Below are 20,484 nucleotides of genomic sequence, written 5' to 3' on the forward strand. Positions count from 1 at the left end.
GTGTTTCTTTACCTAGATCTATTGCTTTGTTCTAAAAGAACAATGATCTCGTCAATGAGTTCATTAACTTGATGGATTTGTTGCTGCGTTCCTTTGTAATTTTGATCAATTTTTTGAGTAGTCAGCCAAGCAAATGTAGATGCAAATAGCGCTAGGGCAAGAAAACCTGTAAACAAAGGTTGTGGTAGCGCTATTTTGGATCGTTTGTTCGTTTCTTCTGCTTGTATTGAAGCCCAGCGCGATATTTCTGTCTTCATTTGACGATTTTCTTCGAGTAGCTCTTCGTAACTTGCTTCTAGCGTTGAGATTCTTGCGTAGAGTTTCGCGTTACTTGACTCGTTTTCAATAGTTTCGTTTACCTTACTATGCACTTCGTTAAATACGAGAGGGACGTCGTCATTCTTAGGAGTGCATATCCGATCAAGCATTAAATAGAGCTTATCTCTATCGATTTGTTTTGATATGACGCCCGCAGCTCCAAGCTTATGAGCCTCTTCGTAGTAATTGTGCGTATGCTGGGATGTATACATGATGACAGGGATATGCTTGGTTTTATCGTCATTTTTGATGCGCTCTAGTGTTTGAAAGCCATCAAGGCCTGGCATCATATGATCGAGAAAAATATAGTCTGGATGAAACCACGATAATTGGGATAGTGCATCTTCACCCGAGCAGGCTTGTTCGCAATGAACGCCTTTCTTTTTGAGTATTTTTGTGAGTAAGGTTCTTGAGGTTGACGAGTCGTCTACGACTAGTGCGCTTTGGCTTGTCACAATGGGTTCCAGATGTGATTTTTCTTTATAAATAATAAGTTTAGCAAGCTCTGGGCGTTTGGCTAAAAATAATACTTTTATTGGCTCGGTTAATTAATTGCCAAGCGGTCAGATTATCTGGATAATACGCGGCCTATTTTATGTGCGCACATATACAAAGAGGTGTGAAGCGTGAGCAACGAAAACATTCAAAACCATTTTAACGATTGGACTCAACGAGAAGCTGCTGCAGAAGCAATGATTCCTTTGATTGGCCGTCTATATCGTGAGAACAATGTAGTGACGTCGATTTATGGTCGCGCAATCATCAGTCAGTCTGTGATTGGATTGCTTAAGTCACATCGTTTTGTGCGTCAAATTGAGAATACAGAACTTTCTGCGCTAGATACGCTAGAAGTTCTAAAAGTGCTTGATGGTTTGAATCTTGGTCCAGCACGCGTTGATATCGGTAAATTAGCTGTTTCGTTCAAGGCGCAGAGCGATGCTTCTTTGGAAGAGTTTTTGAAAGCAGAGCTTGCAGACGTTATTGGTAAAGGCGGTGAGCAGGCGAATGCTGAGTCTAAAGACGTTGTTTTATACGGTTTTGGTCGAATTGGTCGTCTTCTAGCGCGTATTTTGATCGAGAAAGCGGGCGGCGGTAATAACTTGCGATTGCGTGCGATCGTTGTTCGTAAAGGTAAGGCTGATAATGACTTAGAAAAGCGTGCAAGTTTGTTGCGTCGTGATTCTGTTCATGGTCCATTCGAAGGTACGATTTCAGTGGATAATGAAAACAATCAAATCATTGCAAATGGTAACTGCATTCAAGTTATCTATTCAAATGGTCCTGATCAAGTTGATTACACTGAGTACGGCATTAACGATGCACTAGTGATTGATAATACTGGTATCTGGCGTGATGAAGCAGGTCTTGGCCTGCACTTGAAATCAAAAGGTGCAGCTAAGGTGTTATTGACTGCTCCTGGTAAGGGCGACATTAAGAACGTTGTTTACGGCATCAATAACGATGTGATCGAGTCGAGCGATACGATTCTTTCTGCTGCTTCATGTACAACAAATGCGATTACGCCTGTATTGAAAGTTATCAACGATGAGTATGGCGTGGTAAATGGTCACGTTGAAACTGTGCATGCGTTTACAAACGATCAGAATTTGATTGATAACTACCATAAAGGTAGCCGTCGTGGTCGCAGTGCTCCTCTGAATATGGTTATCACTGAAACGGGAGCAGCAAAGGCGGTTGCGAAGGCGCTTCCAGAAATGGCTGGTAAGTTGACTGGTAATGCTATCCGGGTTCCTACGCCTAATGTTTCTATGGCTATTCTTAGTTTGAATGTTTCGCGCGAAGTGACTATTGAAGAAGTAAATGACTTCTTGCGTCACACAAGCTTGCATTCAGAGTTTTCAAAGCAAATTGATTTCACGAACTCGAACGAAGCAGTTTCAAGTGACTTTGTTGGTAATCGTCGCGCGGGTATTGTTGATGCGCAAGCGACTATTGTCAGTGGTTCGCGCATTAATTTGTACGTTTGGTACGATAACGAGTTCGGTTACAGTGCTCAGGTGATTCGAATTGCGAATCAAATGTCTGGTGTGGAGTATCCTACATTCCCTATACATCCATAAATAGCCGCTCAAGATATAAAAAAACCGCTCAATGAGCGGTTTTTTTATGCCTAATTTAAAGGGGTTAACTGACAATTGGTGATTATAGTCAGGAACTTACGAACTATAGCTAAGCTTTATTTTACTTATGTGGTAGCAAAATAGTGGGCGCGTCTTTATAATTGGCGCGATTTTTTGGTTCATCTATGCGTAATTGTGCCTGGTCATTTGTGGTTAGGGATCTTATTTCGCTGTAAGTCTCTGTTATTCAAAGATTTAGATGGAAAATTCATTTTTTGTTTATGTTTAGGCGGGATTAATGGTCAAGATTAAAAAAGGCCTCGATCTTCCAATAACTGGCGCTCCAGAACAAAAGATAACTGACGCAAAATCGGTCAGTCGTGTAGCTCTTGTTGGGTTCGACTATGTCGGAATGAAACCAACAATGGCTGTGCAGGTTGGCGATGTCGTTAAGAAAGGTCAGTTACTTTTTGAGGATAAAAAGACCAGCGGTGTTCGTTACACTGCGCCAGCCAGCGGTAAGGTTGTAGAAATTAATCGCGGTGAACGACGAGTCTTTCAATCTATCGTTATTGAGGTAGAGGGAAATGATGCAGAGTCATTCGATAAGTATGATACTGCGGCGTTTGAGTCGTTGACGCGCGATCAGGTACGCGACAATTTAGTTGCTTCAGGTATGTGGACAGCTCTACGTACACGCCCTTTTAGTAAGGTGCCTGAGTTAGGTAGCGTTCCAAATTCGATTTTTGTAACTGCAATGGATACAAATCCTCTTGCAGCAGACCCTTCAGTTGTTATCTCCGAGAAAGCCGAAGCATTTTCAAGCGGTTTGACAGTCCTTTCTAAGTTAACTGATGGTCGTGTGTTTGTGTGTTGTGAGGCGGGCAAAGAGCCTAGCGTTCCTTCATCAAGCCAAATTGCTGTTGAGACGTTCTCGGGCGTTCACCCAGCAGGTAATGCTGGCACGCATATTCATTATCTTGACCCTGTTAGTGCTGAGAAGACTGTTTGGACTATCTCATATCAAGACGTGATTGCCATCTCTGAGTTGTTCGCAACGGGCGAGCTTTCAGTTGAAAGAGTTATTTCGCTAGCTGGCGAAGGTATTGCTCGGCCTCGTTTGGTTCGTACTCAACTAGGTGCTTGTGTAAGCGATTTGGTCAACGGCGAAGGTGACAATGTTACCTGTCGTGCGATCAGTGGTTCTGTGTTTGGCGGTCGTACAGCGCGCGATTCAGTTGACTTCTTGGGTCGATATGCACAACAGATTTCAGTCATTCCAGAGCCTCAAGAACGCGAGTTGTTCGGTTGGTTAAACCCGGGCATGAACAAGTTCTCTGTCATGAACATTTACTTATCAAAATTAATGGGAAGTAAACTGTTTAGCTTTAGCACCACTACAAATGGTAGTGAACGCGCGATGGTTCCTGTTGGTGCTTATGAACGTGTAATGCCATTAGACGTCCTTCCTACTCAGCTTCTTCGCGCATTGATTGTTGAAGACACTGAACAAGCTCAGCAATTAGGTTGCCTGGAGTTAGACGAGGAAGATTTGGCATTATGCACATTTGTATGCCCTGGTAAGTATGAGTATGGTCCGATCCTTCGGTCCAACCTAACGCGCATCGAGAAGGAGGGCTAATATGGGCTTACGTAGTTTTTTAGATGATCTTGAGCCGCACTTTCATAAGGGTGGCAAATATGAAAAGTTCTACGCACTTTATGAAGCCGTAGATACGATTTTTTACTCACCTTCAAGCACAACTGCTGCGACATCTCATGTTCGCGATGGCGTAGATTTGAAGCGTATTATGATCACAGTTTGGATGTGTACATTCCCAGCTATGTTTTTTGGTATGTGGAATATCGGTTTCCAAGCAAACGATGCAATTGCAGCAGGTCTAGCGACTGCTCCAACGGACTGGCATAGCTTGTTCTTTATTGGTCATGACCCAAGTAATATTTGGCATAATATGGCTTATGGTGCAGCTTACTTCCTGCCTATTTACGCGGTTACCTTCGTAGTTGGTGGTTTTTGGGAAGTGTTGTTCGCAGCTGTTCGTGGTCACGAAGTTAACGAAGGTTTCTTCGTAACATCGATTCTATTTGCTTTGATCTGCCCACCTGATTTACCACTATGGCAAGTTGCTTTAGGTATTTCATTTGGTGTTGTGATTGGTAAAGAAATCTTTGGTGGTACCGGTAAGAACTTCTTAAACCCTGCTTTGACTGGTCGTGCATTCTTGTACTTCGCATACCCAGCTGAAATTTCAGGTGACGTCGTGTGGACTGCAGTTGATGGCTTCTCTGGTGCTACTTCACTTAGCCTCGCGGCAAGTGGTGGTGTCGAAGCGATCATGGCGAACAACATAACTTGGTTGGATGCATTCTTCGGTACCGTTCAAGGGTCGATGGGTGAAACATCAACGCTAGCGATTTTGATCGGCGGTGCGGTTCTTCTCGCAACGCGCATTGCCTCACTTCGTATTGTGATGGGTGTGTTCTTTGGTATGACTGCGATGTCTACCTTGTTGAATCTAATTGGTTCGGACTCTAACCCAATGTTTGATCTGCCATTCTACTGGCACTTCGTTATTGGTGGTTTTGCTTTCGGTATGATCTTTATGGCAACAGACCCTGTGTCTGCTTCCATGACCAATACCGGTAAGTGGTTCTACGGTGCTTTAATTGGCGTAATGACGGTTCTTATTCGCGTTGTAAACCCAGCTTTCCCAGAAGGCATTATGTTGGCGATTCTGTTCGCGAACTTGTTTTCACCGTTGATCGACCATTACGTTGTTCAAGCGAATATTACGAGGAGGTTGGCTCGTGTCTAGTAAAGAAACCATGGGTAAAACCTTTACTGTTGCAGTTTTGTTGTGCCTTGTATGTTCAATCATTGTTGCGGGTTCAGTTGTTATCCTGAAGCCAACTCAGCAGGAGAACAAAGCGCTCAACTTGCAAGCAAACATCTTAGCGGCTGCGGGTTTGCTTCCAGCAGGTGCCGATAAAACTGCAATCCAAGAAGCGTTTAAGAAAATCGATGCGCGCATCGTTGATTTGGATACTGGCGAATATGCAGAGCCAGATCGAGTTAATAAAGAAAATGCACTTGATTACGACCAGCGTAAAGCTCAAAAAGATCCTAAGTTATCTAAGGCGATTGCGGGTAGTGAAGATATCGCAAGTATCAAGCGTCGCGTTGACTACGCAAAAGTATACCTTGTGCGTGAAGGCGACGAGATCAAAACAATCATTCTTCCTGTTAGTGGTTACGGCCTTTGGTCAACACTTCACGGCTTCCTAGCGCTAGAAGCAGATGCTAACACTGTTGTTGGTTTTGGCTTCTATGAGCATGCGGAAACTCCAGGACTTGGTGGTGAAGTTGATAATCCAAACTGGAAAGCTCAATGGCCTGGTAAAAAGGTTTACGATCTTGACGCTTCTGAAGCGCCAAAAATTGCGTTGTTAAAAGGTGCAGTTGATCGTTCAAACCCAGAAGCAGAGTATCAAATTGATGGTCTTTCGGGCGCGACTCTTACAAGTCGTGGCGTGACAAATCTCGTTCAATACTGGACAGGCGAGCACGGTTTCCAAAAGTACTTGCAGAAATTGCGTCAGGGGGTATGAGGTGAGCACAGCATCCGCTAAACAGGTTTTATTCGAACCTATTTTTAGTAATAACCCAATTGCCCTCCAAATCCTTGGTATTTGTTCGGCACTTGCGGTTACCACTAGCATGCAGCTTTCAGTTGTTATGGGCTTGGCAGTATGTACTGTTACAGGCCTTGCCAACTTGGCTGTATCTCTTATTCGAAGCCAGATTCCTTCGAATATTCGTATTATTGTTCAGATGACAATTATCGCGACCTTGGTAATTGTTGTAGACCAAGTACTTCGTGCTTACGCATACGAGCTTTCGAAGCAGCTTTCTGTATTCGTTGGTCTGATCATCACTAACTGTATTGTTATGGGGCGTGCAGAAGCGTTCGCGATGCAGAATGGCCCAGCAATGAGTTTTGTTGATGGTGTTGGTAACGGTCTTGGTTATGCAGTTATCCTGCTGTTCGTAGCATTCTTCCGTGAATTGCTTGGCTCAGGTAAGTTGTTCGGTATTGAGATTCTACCGCTTGTGAATGATGGTGGCTGGTATGTGCCAAATGGTATGTTGCTACTTCCGCCAAGTGCATTCTTCTTAATTGGTATCTTTATCTGGATTGTTCGTACTTGGGATAAAGGCCAAGTTGAAGCGCCGGATTACAAGATGTCAGCGCACCGTGTTAAGGAGGCATTCTAATGATTGAGCATTATTTAAGTCTCTTTATTAAGGCGGTTTTCGTCGAGAACATGGCTTTGGCCTTCTTCTTGGGTATGTGTACCTTCTTGGCGATCTCTAAGAAGATTCAAGCAGCGGTTGGTCTAGGTATCGCAGTTATCGTTGTATTGGCCGTAACCGTGCCAGTGAACAACTTGATTTATACCTACGTATTAAAAGAAGGTGCGTTGGCATGGGCGGGTTACCCTGAAGTTGATTTGAGCTTTTTGGGTCTGCTTACCTATATTGGTGTAATCGCCGCACTTGTACAGATTCTTGAGATGGTCCTAGATAAGTACTTCCCAGATCTTTACAACGCGCTAGGTGTTTTTCTTCCGTTGATTACGGTGAACTGTGCAATTATGGGTGCGTCTCTATTCATGGTAGAGCGTGACTATAACCTCGGTGAATCAGTGGTTTATGGTGTGGGTGCAGGTGTTGGTTGGGCTCTAGCAATTGCAGCTCTGGCTGGCATCCGTGAAAAGTTGAAATACAGCGACGTACCAGAAGGCCTTCGTGGTCTTGGCATAACCTTCATTACTGTTGGTTTGATGTCACTTGGTTTTATGTCGTTCAGCGGTATTTCACTGTAGCTGTTAGACGAAGAGGTTTAAAAGGGTAATCCTATATGAATGCAGAACTCGTTCTAGGCGTTGTCATGTTTACCGTCATCGTTCTAACGTTGGTTGCGGTAATTTTGGCAGCGCGAGCTAAGCTAGTTAGCTCGGGTAATGTTGCGATCACTGTAAATGATGATCCCAACTCAAAAATTGAAACGCCTGCTGGTGGTAAGTTACTTCAAACGCTTGCGTCTGAAGGCTTATTCCTTTCATCAGCTTGTGGCGGCGGTGGTACCTGTGCGCAGTGTACTTGTAAAGTGCTCGAAGGTGGTGGCTCCATGCTTCCTACTGAGCGTACTCACTTTACTCGTCGTGAAGAAGCAGAAGGTTGGCGTTTAGCGTGTCAGGTTCCTGTTAAGCAGGACATGAAAATTGAAGTTGACGAAGAAGTCTTTGGTGTTAAGAAGTGGGAATGTACGGTTGAATCTAACCCGAACGTTGCTACTTTCATCAAGGAACTGACGCTTCGTCTTCCTGAAGGTGAAAATGTCGATTTCCGTGCAGGTGGTTATGTTCAGCTTGAATGTCCTCCACACGAAGTTGACTACAAAAACTTTGATATTGAAGAAGAATATCGCGGTGATTGGGATAAATTTGACGTTTGGCAATATAAGTCAAAAGTTGATGAAACCGTTATCCGTGCTTATTCGATGGCGAACTATCCGGAAGAGAAGGGTGTTGTTAAATTCAACATTCGTATCGCTTCTCCACCTCCGGGAACTGATCATCCACCAGGACAAATGTCTTCTTGGGTCTTCGACTTGAAGCCGGGAGATAAAGTAACTGTATACGGTCCATTTGGTGAGTTCTTTGCGAAAGAAACCGAAGCTGAAATGGTATTCGTTGGTGGTGGTGCTGGTATGGCGCCAATGCGTTCGCATATTTTTGATCAGCTCAAACGTATCGGCTCTAAACGTAAGATGTCGTTCTGGTATGGTGCTCGTTCATTGCGCGAGATGTTCTATCAAGATGAATATGATGCGCTTGCTGCAGAGAATGACAACTTTGAATGGCATGTGGCACTTTCTGATCCTCAGCCAGAGGACAATTGGGAAGGCTACACAGGCTTTATTCATAATGTTCTTCTTGAGAACTACTTGAAAGACCACCCAGCGCCCGAAGATTGCGAGTTCTACATGTGTGGGCCTCCAATGATGAACGCTGCGGTTATCGAGATGTTGAAAAATCTCGGGGTCGAAGATGAAAATATCATGTTAGACGATTTCGGTGGCTAACTGACCTCATAATAAAAAATGCCAGACTTTGTTCTGGCATTTTTGTTTTATGGTTATGGAAATCGAGAGAATGAGGATGTTTTGTTGATACTTCGTTTTAGTGCTTTGCTTAGCTTTTTGTTTATCGTTGGTTGTTCTGAATCTCCTGAAACATTTAAGTTTAGCGGCCATGTGATGGGTACAACTTATTCAGTCGTTCTTGTTGAAACGGATTTGGCTGATTCATTATTTGAAGAAACTAAAGTTGGCGTTGATGAAGTTTTGTCTCGTGTAGATAGGGATTTATCCACGTATAAGCCTGACTCTGAGATTATGCGCTTTAATAACGCGGATGTCGGTCAAACCTTTATGTTTGGCCCGCATATGCAGCATGTTACTGACATTTCAATTGATGTGTTGGAAAAGTCGAAAGGGTATTTCGACCCAAGCATAGGGCCTTTGGTTTCTGCATGGGGCTTTGGTGTAAACAGTCAGATTTCAAAGCCAAGCAAAGAAATTATCGAGCAATTAAAGTCGCAAGCGAATATGAGTCCCGTTTCTTGGGACGGAGGACGTTCCTTTAAGAAAGTTGGAGTTGGGTTTATAGATTATTCGGCTGTCGCAAAAGGTTATGGAGTAGATCTTGTTGCTGATTATCTTCGCGAGCAGGGGTTTAAAGATTTTATGGTAGAAGTCGGAGGAGAAATCAAAGTTGCTGGTAAGAACGTTGAGCGTATTAATTGGCGTATGGGTATAGAGCAGCCTGATTTAATGATGCGAAAGGCGTATAATATTGCATATATTACAAATGTCTCAATGGCGACGTCTGGTGATTACCGCAATTACATAGACGATGAAGATGGCAGATATTCGCACACGATTAATCCGATATCTGGTTATCCCGTCAAAAATGATATTGCTTCGGTTAGCGTGATATTGGAAAGCTGCGCGTACGCAGACGCTTGGGCAACAGCTTTAATGGCAATGGGCAGTGAGAAAGGCGTGACTTTCGCGTCTGAACACAATATTCCCGCGTATTTTATTTTGAGAGAGAGTAAGGGCTTCTCGGCGATTGCTACTGAGCAAATGAAGTCTTATTTGAACTAGACGTAACTTATTTTAGGAGTGTCATGATGGAAATTTTTCTTGTCGTTTTCATTTTTATGGGTGTGTTAGTCGCTCTAATGGCAGTTGGTGTGATCTTTAGTAATAAGCCGATTAGCGGTTCATGCGGTGGTATGAGTGCACTAGGAATGGACGTTGCCTGCGATATTTGTAAGGGCGATCCTGCTAAGTGTGATAAAGAAAGTGAAGACGCTGCGAAAGGCAATACTGATTTAGCTTATGAAGCCAAGACTAAGTGAAAAACATAGTCTACTCTGAATGTAAGTGTATGAAATTTATAATGATGTAATGGAAGAGGGACGAAGGAAGTATGGCTGAGTATCGCTATGATGTAGTTGTTATTGGTTCGGGGCCTGCAGGAGAAGGGGCTGCAATGAATGCCGCAAAACACGGAAAACGTGTTGCGGTGATCGAAGAGAAACAAGTTGTTGGCGGTAACTGTACCCACTTAGGGACAATTCCTTCAAAAGCATTGCGTCATGCTGTTAAACAGATCATTAGTTTCAACACGAATAGTATGTTTCGTGATATTGGTGAGCCTCGTTGGTTTTCATTTCCTCGTGTTTTGAAAAGCGCTGAAAAAGTTATTCATAAGCAAGTGAAACTCCGTACTCAGTTCTACGCGAGAAATCGGGTTGATCTATACAATGGCCGTGCGTTCTTTCTAGATAAAAATCGAATTGAGGTAAGAGATAATCAAAGCACGGATGTATTGATTGCGGAAACGGTCATCATTGCAAGTGGAAGTCGGCCTTACAAACCTGCCAATGTCGACTTTAGTCATGAGCGTATATATTGCAGTGACTCGATTCTTACCTTAAGTCATACGCCTAGAACGATCGTTATTTATGGGGCCGGAGTAATCGGTAGCGAATACGCGTCTATCTTCGCAGGCTTGGGTGTAAAAGTAGACCTGGTCAACCCCGGTGAAAAGTTACTTTCATTCTTAGATGACGAGATCTCTGATGCTTTGAGTTATCACCTGCGCAATAACGGTGTGTTAGTTCGTCATAATGAGACATATGAGTCTGTGGTCGGTACTGATAATGCGGTAGAGGTGACGTTTGCATCGGGTAAAAAAATTCGAGCGGATGCTTTTCTTTGGTGTAATGGGCGTAGTGGCAATACCGATAATATGGGGCTCGAAAACACTGGCTTGAAGCCTAACTCAAGAGGGCAGCTTACGATCGATGATCATTATCGAACTGAAGTAGAGGGTATCTATGCTGTGGGTGATGTTATAGGTTGGCCGGCTTTGGCAAGTGCTGCTTACGATCAAGGTCGTGCTTCGGCTGCGGCAATGTCAGAGGATCAGTACTTTAGATTCGTCAATGATGTGCCTACTGGCATTTACACCATTCCAGAGATTAGTTCAGTAGGTCGAACTGAGCGTGAATTGACTGAAGACAAGGTCCCTTACGAAGTGGGGCAGGCATTTTTTAAAGATTTAGCCCGTGCCCAAATTACAGATGAGGCGGTTGGGATGTTGAAGATATTGTTTCACCGAGATACCAAAGAAATATTGGGAATTCATTGCTTTGGTGACCAAGCGGCAGAGATCGTGCACATTGGGCAGGCTGTGATGAACCAAAAAGGAGAGGCGAATAGCCTCGATTACTTCATTAATACGACCTTTAATTATCCGACAATGGCGGAAGCTTATCGAGTGGCTGCATTGAACGGCTTAAATCGTATTTTTTAACATTGTTTTTCATGCTTGAGACCTAGTAATGATCTAGGTCTCGTTTCCTCATTTAAACGCGTCTAATAGTTCACGCTTCTATCCCTCGTTCATTGTTCTTACTTGGTGCATTTTGTACCATGCCAAAAGCCTATTTCTCCATGATTGGAGAAGTTTTTTATGTAAGTGAATGGACCATACTTTCCTCATGCTTCTAAGCTTTACCAGCGTTAAAAAAATTAGTCTTATCTCATGTTTATCTTTTGTGCTTGCTGCATGTGGTAGTGGGAGTTCTGACGTTGTTCCACTAAGTGATGAGGTTGAAGCGCCGGTACGTCAAGCAGATCTTAGCCTTAACGTGAATGTTGTAAAAGGTCCTATGGCCGGGGCAAGAGTAAACTTCTACAAGGTTGATTTAGAAGAGGGGGCTTTTGGCGAACTAACAAATGCTTTCGAGTATTTTATTGATCAGTTATACGATTGGGGTGTTCGTTATAACGATGGAAATATTGAGTTTACGACGCTATCTGACGGAGAGGTATATAGTTTACTGCAGCAGCTAGCGGCTCGTGATGCTTTAGTTGGTGAGATACATCAGTTGGTTTCTAATGTTAATGCGGCTAATTCTGTCGTGGATGCAGAAACGATCCTTAATGATTTCATTAGTAACGAGACTAATGCGTATCACAGACAGTACGTTGAAAATATCTTATCGGAATATGCAACTCTGTCAGAGCTTAAAAACCTTGTTGCTGCTGTTCCTACAGTTACTTCTCGCTTAGATGATGAATTAGATGAAGATGATGGCGAAATTAGCTTCTCGGAAGTAAAAAGTATCGCCAATGTTTTTGCGTCGCGAGAAGAAAATCCCATCAAATCACAAGGTTGGCAGCTTCTTTTAGAAGACATTAATGCGATTGAATTGTCAGTGCTTTCTAAGACTGATGTCGCTAAGCGGATTGATGACCTGTTTGATGAGGCGGAAGAAAATAACTGGTTTCGTACAGATCTCGTAGCGCAGCGTAATTTGGTTCAACTAGAGCTTAAGGTTGATGATTCTGATGATATTTTTGAGTTAGATCGCATCGTTTTTCAAGCGTATCAAAATGAAGGTAATGAAGATCTTAAAGCAGCATTGCTAACTTTGAGCAATGATGTTGTTACGCCACTTGATGCAGTTGACTTAATTAAGCAAAAAGATGCTTTGTATAATTGGCGCCTTAACGAACTGTTAACGAGTCACGCAACTTCAAATGCTGTCGTAACACAATTCATATCAGATTATCAGTCTCGATACCCTTCAGCGATTCAGGAAGCATTTGTTAGTCCTGAACTAAATCCAGGTAACGGTCGTCCCGTCAACTGGGTTGTAGAAGAGGTGTCTAATTCTCAAGGTCAAGTCTCTGCAGTGGAATTTGAGGATTTTGATGGCTTGATTTATTTAGAAGCAGATTTGGCTGATGCAATCGATCTCACATCTGGTGCTTCTTCTATTACGAACACGCTTACAGCGCTTGTAAGTACCGCTTCTATACGGGGTGCGGGTGACAATTCTAAAGAAGATGTCGCTGCAAAATATTATTTGAATGACGAACTACTTCGCTTCCCCGATGGGACGATCATCCCAAGTAATACGGATGATAGGTTAAGTGAAGAAGAGGTTATACGATATGATCGGGCAATATTGATTTCACCAACTCGATCGGTAAGCGTCCTATCCCACGTTTCTCTCAATGCCTCCATATCTAGCGTACGTGGCGATGATAGTTGGATTTCAACCATTAGATTTGGACAAGGGAATTCTGATACTCATGCTCTGTTTGAACCCGTGAGTATCTATGATCCAGTTCAGAATTATTCTGAAATTGTTTCAACTAGTTTTTCAGCGGCATCTTCTAATTTTGATTCAGATCTTTTGAGTCAATCTATGATGTTTAATCGAGAGAGCTTTCTAGAACTTGATACTCAGAGTACCGTTGTCGAGTCTCGCTATATCAACGAATATCTTGGTTCGTTTGCTTGGGATTTGTCATCGAAAAATGGAATTACATTCGATGCCGCATTAGATGCATTGGCCGAGGATATTGTGGACCGAGAAATAGACGGGAAGTTTTTTTCTATGCCCACTATTTCTGATTGGAGTTCTGTAAAAAGCAACTTGCAAAGAGGGCCTTCTCAGTTCAACCTTATTGGCACTAACAAACCCATCTCGTCGCTAGTATCGATAATGCGAGATGAACTAAATCTTTTGCTGCCTCAAGCAGATTTAAAAGATCTTGATGTTTTCCCAACTGATTTTGTTTTCGGTATTCCAGTTATTGGCATAGACAGTGACGGAGATGGTGTTCTCGATAATTCGGATGCGTTTCCTTTTGATCCAAATAAAACTGAGGAAGAGCTGCCAACTAACTATCCGGGGTTAACATCTTCGAATTTCGATGACCCGATTGACTTGGTTGCTAAACTCACGGGAGAGATTGATTTTCAAGTCGTCCTTGAAGTTACCCAAGGACAATGTTCAGCCAACAATTGCCTAGGAATAGGTGACGCGGCAACTGAAATAATTGACAGTTGGTTAGTCATTGATAAACCGCTTGGGGCAGAAGTAGTTTTAGCTGAGCGAAATGACAGTACACAAACTGGGGTTCAATTTTCAGGGTCGATTCCAGGAACTTATAAGTTACTTGGCTTGTTCACTACAAATGAATCGCCTACTCGCTCATATGAAGCGCAATTGAACATTGTTGTTCCTGATTTTTCACAATATACATATCGGGTGACGCCCAATCCTCCTGATTTAGGTCAACGGCTCAATGTAGAAATTGAAGCGGATGCGTTGTTGTGTGAAGCATACTCAGTTTGCTCAAATCCAAATGGTGGCGAGTATATTAGTATCGGTAGCTTAGATGGTGATATTTATGCTTCTTGGAATGATGCTGATGGTCAAGGGCTTGAAGATATTGATATTAACAATAATGAGTTTTCAGCCGTTGATTACGGTTCAAATTATTCATTATTTATATACTTGAGTGGCTCAAGTGTTAATGTAAAAGTCGCAGATTACGATGCGGGGCTTGATCTTGATGATGATGGAGACGGTGTTCTTAATCGATTTGATGCGGTACCAGGCGATGCAGCATGTAGTTCGCTCGATGATAGTTTTAACCTTTCAGATCTGATTCAGCCAAACTCTTTAGATTTTCAGTCGGCAAATACGTTACCTACTGGAGAATTACGTTATTGCCGTAGTACTTACTTAGCGGCGAAAGGCGTTACAACTCCTACTTTTACGTTTCCTGATAGTGGAATCAATATTTATTTCGACGACTCTCTCGATCTATTGTTTTTCGAAGGAAATAAGAACGAAACATTAGTACTTCCCTCAAACAAGAACAGTATTGATAAAGCTACGGACTATACTCCTGTCTCAGTAATTGAGGACTCGGCTAATCAAGTTGCTTATATTGTTTACAAAACGGGACAAATTGACCGGTTTAGCTATAGAGACGGCTCGTTTACGCTTTTTTCAAATGCTCGATTTGGTTATTCAGCGTTTAATGATCCAAATGTCTCAAGAGTTGTTGATGGGTATGTATTTGTAGCCCTAGAAGCCCAGGTTAGTGGGTTTGATGATTTCGTTCTAATCCTTGATGAGGATGGACAGGACGCGCCTATTAATTTTGGTAGGAAATATTTGAGTGCCGGTCAACAAGTTTCTTTGCATTTCGGGAATGAGGACGTTGCAGCTTTTCCTAGTTTGAGAGCTGAATGGCTTGTAAATCGACGAGAGAAGGTCGTGGGTACATCTGACTATCACGTATCTACTTTGGGTTCTTTGCGAGTATCTAATCAGACTAGAGTATTGAGCGAAGGGCAGCTTCAGCTCAAAGACATTCTTAGTGTCTCGATTGTTGATGTAGCGGGTAATGACTTTGTAACGATACCAATTACTTTAAGCGTGCCTGTGCTAAACATTCCAAATCTTGTATTGCTAGACAGATTCCCGAGTGGCGGGGATGCAATCATACTAGATTATGAAGAGGAACTTGATCTTCTTTCTGATGGCTTGCAAGTGTCTTGGTCGATTAATGATGCTTCGGTAGATTATCTCAAGCCTTACTCTAGCTCACTGGCCGCGCCATATATGCTTCCTCAGGGCATAATCTCTGAAGGAGATATCGTCGAAGCAGATATTTCATTTACATTAATTGATGACCTTGATCCTAATAAAACGATTGAGCTCGATCTAAAGAGTATTTTGACCGTTGCGATCGGAGATCCGGCTACTATTGTTCCTTCAGTTACTAATGTTCTAGTGTCTGAAGATAATGTACGGGCAGAACTAGATTATTCTTCAGAGGCTAATAATCAATATTATGAGCTCTACTTTACTCCGAGATGGTATGTAGATGGCAAGCTTCTAGTTGATATCAATAACAATCCTTTATCGACTTTTACGATTGATACAGACGTCGCATTTGGACAAACATTAAGTGCTGGTTATGAGTTTTCAATAGGCGATACGTCTGGGTTTACTTCAACTGTAGTAGCGGGAGAGCCTGTTGTTAGCCTTGCCACGACTTTTGAATTTGACCAAGACTTTATAAATGTAGGGGAAACCTTATCGGTTGACGATATTTTCAAGAGTCGAGTGTATGAGAGCTTTATCCCTGTATGGTCAGTCAACAGCCTAGTAATTGAAGGATTTAATGAAACTTCATTCAGCACGAGCAACTTGGAAGTTGGCGATTCTGTCAATCTTAATATCCATGAGATAGATCCAACCAAGCCTAATAATGTTGGGGATAATGCAATTGCTGGAGTTGGTGAAATCGTAATTGGTTATGGTTTTGATCCATCTACAGATCAAGATTTCGATAGTGACGGCATAAAGAATTCGCAAGATTACTTTATCTATGATCCTGCTTGTAGTGCACGCAATCAGGGGAATCCAGATGATTTCGATGGAGATGGAATTCCTAACATAGATGAATTAAATATCGATCTTGCCACACCATCAAATAGCAAAGTTATATCTCACATACGATTGTCCGATAGCGACGGCGATGGTTTATCAGACTCAGATGAATTACTTGCAGGTACGGATCCTCTAAACCCAGATACCGATAATGATAGTAATTCTGACTACTATGAGGTGAAACTTCGTAACTCAGACCCTCTCGATGACACCGATTTTGTGGATCTAAATGATGATCTTGATCAAGACGGGCTGCTAGACGTTGCGGAGTATGCTGCGGGAACAAGTTTAAAGCGAGTCGATAGTGATGGGGATGGTTTGCCTGATGGCTATGAGGTAAATGTTAGTTTGACTGATCCGTTGAGCAAGGATAGTGATGCAGATGGTTTGTCAGACGGTGCAGAAGAGCTTATAACAAATACGAATCCAAATCTTGTCGATTCCGATAGTGACGGTTTGGGAGATGGCTTTGAAGTCGCAAATGATTACAACCCTCATGATACTGACACACGCAATAATGGTGTTCAGGATGATATGGAACTTAGCGATGCTCCCGTTTCAGACCTTATTGAGATCGGTGATTTAGCCAACTACCGTTATGCAGAAGACTATAACCCTGTCCCAGCTGGGACATGCTATGCAAGTTGGCTTTATCAAAAACAGCCGACTTTGAGTGCGGCTTCTACGAACGATCAAGACGTAGGTTCTCCGACAAAAGTCGCTTTGGCTGGAGGGGATCTTGAACAGTTATATCTCATGGATGGAGTGACTGGTCTTTATCTTACACCGATTATCGCTAATCAATTAGTTGACGCAGTGAGTGCGTTGACGTTTGCCTCTGGCGCTTCATCTAGCGAAACCTTATTTGTAGGTTCTTCAAATGGGGTCGTTCGTGAATTTGATACAAGTGTTGATCCTGCGGTATTCGCGCAATTTTTTGATACTACAACCTCAGATCCAGTTAGTGCGATTTGGGATCAAGGTACTTATTTGATCGTTGAAACGACGAACTCAATGGGTAACTTGTCTCAAACGATTTTTAACAAAGGGTCTCGTGCCATTGAATCGTTGACGGCTACTCAAGTAAGTGTCAAACATGCTGTGTGGGACGATAAAAATACACGTCAAGCTTTGTGGGCACTAGAAGACTTAAACGATACTTTCGTGAGCTTTGACTATAGCGGATTGCCAACAGTAATTGAGTCGTCTAATTTGAATAGTTCAGACTTGGTATTGAATGGACCGTTATATATAGATAATGCCTTATCGACCAGACGTTTGCGTTTTGCGTCCGGTCATAGTTATTTGCCTGACGCAACGACCCCTGATTTCGAATCAGCGAATGCTGATTTAGATAGAGCATTCGTATTAGCTGCTCAAAGAGATACTTCAGATAGACACACTACAACACTCGGGATTGATGGAAAATTAACGATTCAGCTATACCCGAATGCAGCAAATGATAGCGAGTATTGGAGATATGCAAGATCTGGTTATGGTACTCAGGCCTTAGCATTATTTAATGCTCAGGAAGATGTTGTGTTGCTTCGTCAGGTTGAAAATAGCGCATCCCCTTCTTTAGGTTATTTGCAGTACCTGCGTGAAGAAGTTGGTGATTCTGATAGTGATGGCTTGCCAGGTTGGTACGAACATTACTCAAATTCTGACGACAATCTAAGCTCTGATAAAGATCAGTTATTAGGTGGAGTATCGCGATTAGATCGTTTTGATAATTTTGATGATATTTCTGATTTCCTCGTGGATTCCGACGGTGATGGCTTGAGCAATGGTGAAGAGTCGGGCGGTGATGAGTATAAAAACGACAGTAATAATGACGGACTGAATGACAATGTCGGCGCTGGAATTATAGGCTCCAATGATGATGACAATGACGGCTTAGCGAATTTCGAAGAAATTAATATATATGGCACGGATCATAACTTAGCCGATACAGATAGTGATGGCGTAAGTGATTATTTTGAAATTTTTGTGTTATTCACTGATCCCACAAATCCAACATCTAAAGACTTCGATTTAGATAGTGTGTTAGATAACGATGGTTCAAGCGATTATGACGCAGATGGCCGCACTAACGCTGAAGAGGAAACTGAAAATACTGATCCTTATAACTGGGATACTGATGGCGATGGTTTGACTGATGGAGAAGAGTTTGCATTAGGCACGAATCCTTTATCAGCAGACTCGGATGGTGATGGTCTGAGTGACTTCGTTGAATCTAAGGTGGCGGGTCTTAATCCTAATGATGGTAGCGATGTAAACAATACAGATGCTGATTCTGACGGTTTGAAAGACTGGGAGGAAGCAATATATGGCACAGATCCTAGCGATCCCGATAGCGATAATGATGGGATTAACGATGGAGATGAAGTTCGACCTACGCCAGTTACAGGTGAACCGTATTACACGACAAATCCATTATTAGATGATACAGATGGCGACGGACTAACTGACAAAGAAGAGCGAGACGGAATTACGCATACCCCACAACAGCAAGTCGAGTGTAATAGCAATACTACTCTAACTTCAATCAAAACGCGTGGCGATTTGGCTGATACCGATGGCGATGGCCTGAGCGATTATTTTGAGTTTGGTCTCGATGCGCAAGCTATCGTGCGAGGATTTTTCTCAGATCCTACTAAAACAGACTCAGACGGAGATGGATTGACTGACCTAGAAGAGTGGGAATTTGAGTACACATACTCTAATGATGATTTGTTAGAGCTTGGATTTGATTTAACTAACCCACCAAATGGATTTATGGATCCATTAAAGTGTGATTCTGATGGTGACGATTTATCTGATTTAGAAGAATTTGGTTTGAACACCAACCCTGGTTTCGAAGATACAGATAATGATTTGCTAGAGGATGGAAAAGAAGTTCAGCTTGGTTTGCAACCATTTAGCCGTGATAGCGACGGTGATGGTCTGCGTGATGGTTATGAGGTGTACCTCACACTGACTGATCCTAAGTCAATCGATAGTGATTTGAATAATGTTTCTGACGCAATGGAAGACTTTGATCAGGATGGAATATCTAATTTTGACGAGTTAGAGGTCGTGTTCTCGCTTCCTAGAGATTCAGATACTGGTGGGCTGATCAATGATAACGGCAAACTTATTAGTTCATTTTTAACTTCTGATGGAGCGAAAACTAGAGTTTGGATACAAGACTTATCAACGATAGTCTCAAATGGCAGTGTTGATGGAGCGGGCAATATATTAAATGCTGATAGTTCTATTGCATTTGCTGACCAATATGAATTTTTAACCACGTCAAATAGTGTTAGTGATGCCAATGAGGATGCAGATCTCGATGGTTTAACGAATATTGAAGAATTGGTATTGGGCACGAACCCTTGGATGAAAGACTCTGACAATGATGGTTTGACTGATTTTGACGAAGTAAGGGGTGACCCGAACAATGTTACTTGTGTTCAAGATGGTTTGGTTGGCTTCGTCGCTTGTACTAGTAATCCCTTAGAGGAAGATACGGATGGTGATGGTCTAAGTGATGGCGAAGAGAGTGTAGGGGACGTTAATGGCAACAAAACTAATCCAAATCTCAAAGATACGGATGGCGATGGAATCGATGATGGTGCGGAAGTTGTAGCCGGTACGAACCCGACTTTAAAAGATACTGATTTTGATTTTCTGAATGATGACGTTGATTCAAATCCTCTAAATATCGATGGGGATAGCGATGGAATTCCTGATTTTGTTGAGGTCATTTTAGGAATAGATCCAGGCAATGATGATTCTGATGGCGATACAATTACTGACGGAAACGAGGTGTGGGTTTTTGGCTATAAATCTGACGACACGCTGTTCTATTTCGGAGACGATTTGAATAGTGATAATGTGCCAGATGAGGTCCTGAATAGCAGATACCTATCTCCAGGATGGATTCCTTCTCCAAGAACTGATTTCCACAACCCACCATTTAGAGAAGTGATCACTGACTTTGCCGGTCTAACGATTCCTGGCCTAGATAGGCTTTATGTTTGGTATGTGTCGGACCCTCGCTCAGAAGATGGTGACGGTGATGGTATTTTTGATATCGAAGAGTTGTTGGTTATTGAAAATGATGTAGCGCNGCGACATATCCGTTTCGGTTAAATCGACAGGAGCATC

General features: G+C 42.6%; 12 protein-coding genes. 11 read left to right on the top strand and 1 reads right to left on the bottom strand.

From position 1 onward, the window contains the following. Positions 1-8 precede the first annotated feature (8 nt). Complete coding sequence (locus tag A3738_RS14235; RefSeq protein ID WP_068478346.1) at positions 9-773, bottom strand: PleD family two-component system response regulator; 765 nt, start codon at positions 771-773, stop codon at positions 9-11. Positions 774-944: 171 nt separating this feature from the next. Between A3738_RS14235 and A3738_RS14240 the strand changes: the two genes are divergently transcribed. The 11 genes from A3738_RS14240 to A3738_RS14290 all read left to right on the top strand — a co-directional run bounded on the left by A3738_RS14240 (position 945) and on the right by A3738_RS14290 (position 20,469). After that, entirely contained in the window at positions 945-2,399 is a 1,455-nt protein-coding gene (locus A3738_RS14240; RefSeq protein ID WP_068478348.1) for a glyceraldehyde-3-phosphate dehydrogenase, read from the top strand. Positions 2,400-2,697: 298 nt separating this feature from the next. After that, positions 2,698-4,041, top strand: coding sequence for a Na(+)-translocating NADH-quinone reductase subunit A (locus A3738_RS14245; protein ID WP_068478350.1), 1,344 nt, complete (start codon positions 2,698-2,700; stop codon positions 4,039-4,041). Between the two features lies 1 nt (position 4,042). Continuing rightward, complete coding sequence (locus tag A3738_RS14250; RefSeq protein WP_068473165.1) at positions 4,043-5,236, top strand: NADH:ubiquinone reductase (Na(+)-transporting) subunit B; 1,194 nt, start codon at positions 4,043-4,045, stop codon at positions 5,234-5,236. After that, complete coding sequence (locus A3738_RS14255; protein WP_231876653.1) at positions 5,229-6,029, top strand: Na(+)-translocating NADH-quinone reductase subunit C; 801 nt, start codon at positions 5,229-5,231, stop codon at positions 6,027-6,029. The genes A3738_RS14250 and A3738_RS14255 overlap by 8 nt, the downstream gene beginning before the upstream one ends. 1 nt (position 6,030) lies before the next feature. After that, positions 6,031-6,696: an NADH:ubiquinone reductase (Na(+)-transporting) subunit D gene (locus tag A3738_RS14260; protein WP_068478351.1), complete on the top strand. Its 666-nt coding sequence runs from the start codon at positions 6,031-6,033 to the stop codon at positions 6,694-6,696. Then, positions 6,696-7,307, top strand: coding sequence for an NADH:ubiquinone reductase (Na(+)-transporting) subunit E (gene nqrE / locus A3738_RS14265; protein WP_197469541.1), 612 nt, complete (start codon positions 6,696-6,698; stop codon positions 7,305-7,307). Before A3738_RS14260 ends, nqrE begins: the two co-directional genes overlap by 1 nt. Before the next feature lie 35 nt (positions 7,308-7,342). After that, positions 7,343-8,569 carry an NADH:ubiquinone reductase (Na(+)-transporting) subunit F gene (gene nqrF / locus A3738_RS14270; protein WP_068478353.1) on the top strand — a complete coding sequence of 409 codons (1,227 nt, stop codon included), beginning with the start codon at positions 7,343-7,345 and terminating at the stop codon, positions 8,567-8,569. An 18-nt stretch (positions 8,570-8,587) separates the two neighbouring features. Then, a complete protein-coding gene (locus tag A3738_RS14275) occupies positions 8,588-9,655 on the top strand; it encodes an FAD:protein FMN transferase (RefSeq protein WP_082878539.1) in 1,068 nt (355 codons plus the stop codon). Between the two features lie 26 nt (positions 9,656-9,681). After that, the gene (gene nqrM, locus A3738_RS14280) at positions 9,682-9,912 is read left to right on the top strand and encodes a (Na+)-NQR maturation NqrM (protein ID WP_068473827.1); all 231 of its coding nucleotides are present in this window, start codon (positions 9,682-9,684) and stop codon (positions 9,910-9,912) included. A 71-nt stretch (positions 9,913-9,983) separates the two neighbouring features. Continuing rightward, positions 9,984-11,375, top strand: coding sequence for a Si-specific NAD(P)(+) transhydrogenase (sthA, locus tag A3738_RS14285; RefSeq protein WP_068478355.1), 1,392 nt, complete (start codon positions 9,984-9,986; stop codon positions 11,373-11,375). Between the two features lie 169 nt (positions 11,376-11,544). Beyond that, complete coding sequence (locus A3738_RS14290; protein WP_156504264.1) at positions 11,545-20,469, top strand: hypothetical protein; 8,925 nt, start codon at positions 11,545-11,547, stop codon at positions 20,467-20,469. Positions 20,470-20,484: the final 15 nt, after the last annotated feature.

The organism is Oleiphilus sp. HI0066 (assembly GCF_001635725.1).

Bases quoted from the DNA above. Each gene is read 5' to 3' on its own strand.
- A3738_RS14245 (WP_068478350.1), top strand. From the start codon at position 2,698: ATGGTCAAGATTAAAAAAGGCCTCGATCTTCCAATAACTGGCGCTCCA.
- nqrM (WP_068473827.1), top strand. From the start codon at position 9,682: ATGGAAATTTTTCTTGTCGTTTTCATTTTTATGGGTGTGTTAGTCGCT.
- A3738_RS14275 (WP_082878539.1), top strand. From the start codon at position 8,588: ATGCCAGACTTTGTTCTGGCATTTTTGTTTTATGGTTATGGAAATCGA.
- nqrE (WP_197469541.1), top strand. From the start codon at position 6,696: ATGATTGAGCATTATTTAAGTCTCTTTATTAAGGCGGTTTTCGTCGAG.
- sthA (WP_068478355.1), top strand. From the start codon at position 9,984: ATGGCTGAGTATCGCTATGATGTAGTTGTTATTGGTTCGGGGCCTGCA.
- A3738_RS14250 (WP_068473165.1), top strand. From the start codon at position 4,043: ATGGGCTTACGTAGTTTTTTAGATGATCTTGAGCCGCACTTTCATAAG.
- nqrF (WP_068478353.1), top strand. From the start codon at position 7,343: ATGAATGCAGAACTCGTTCTAGGCGTTGTCATGTTTACCGTCATCGTT.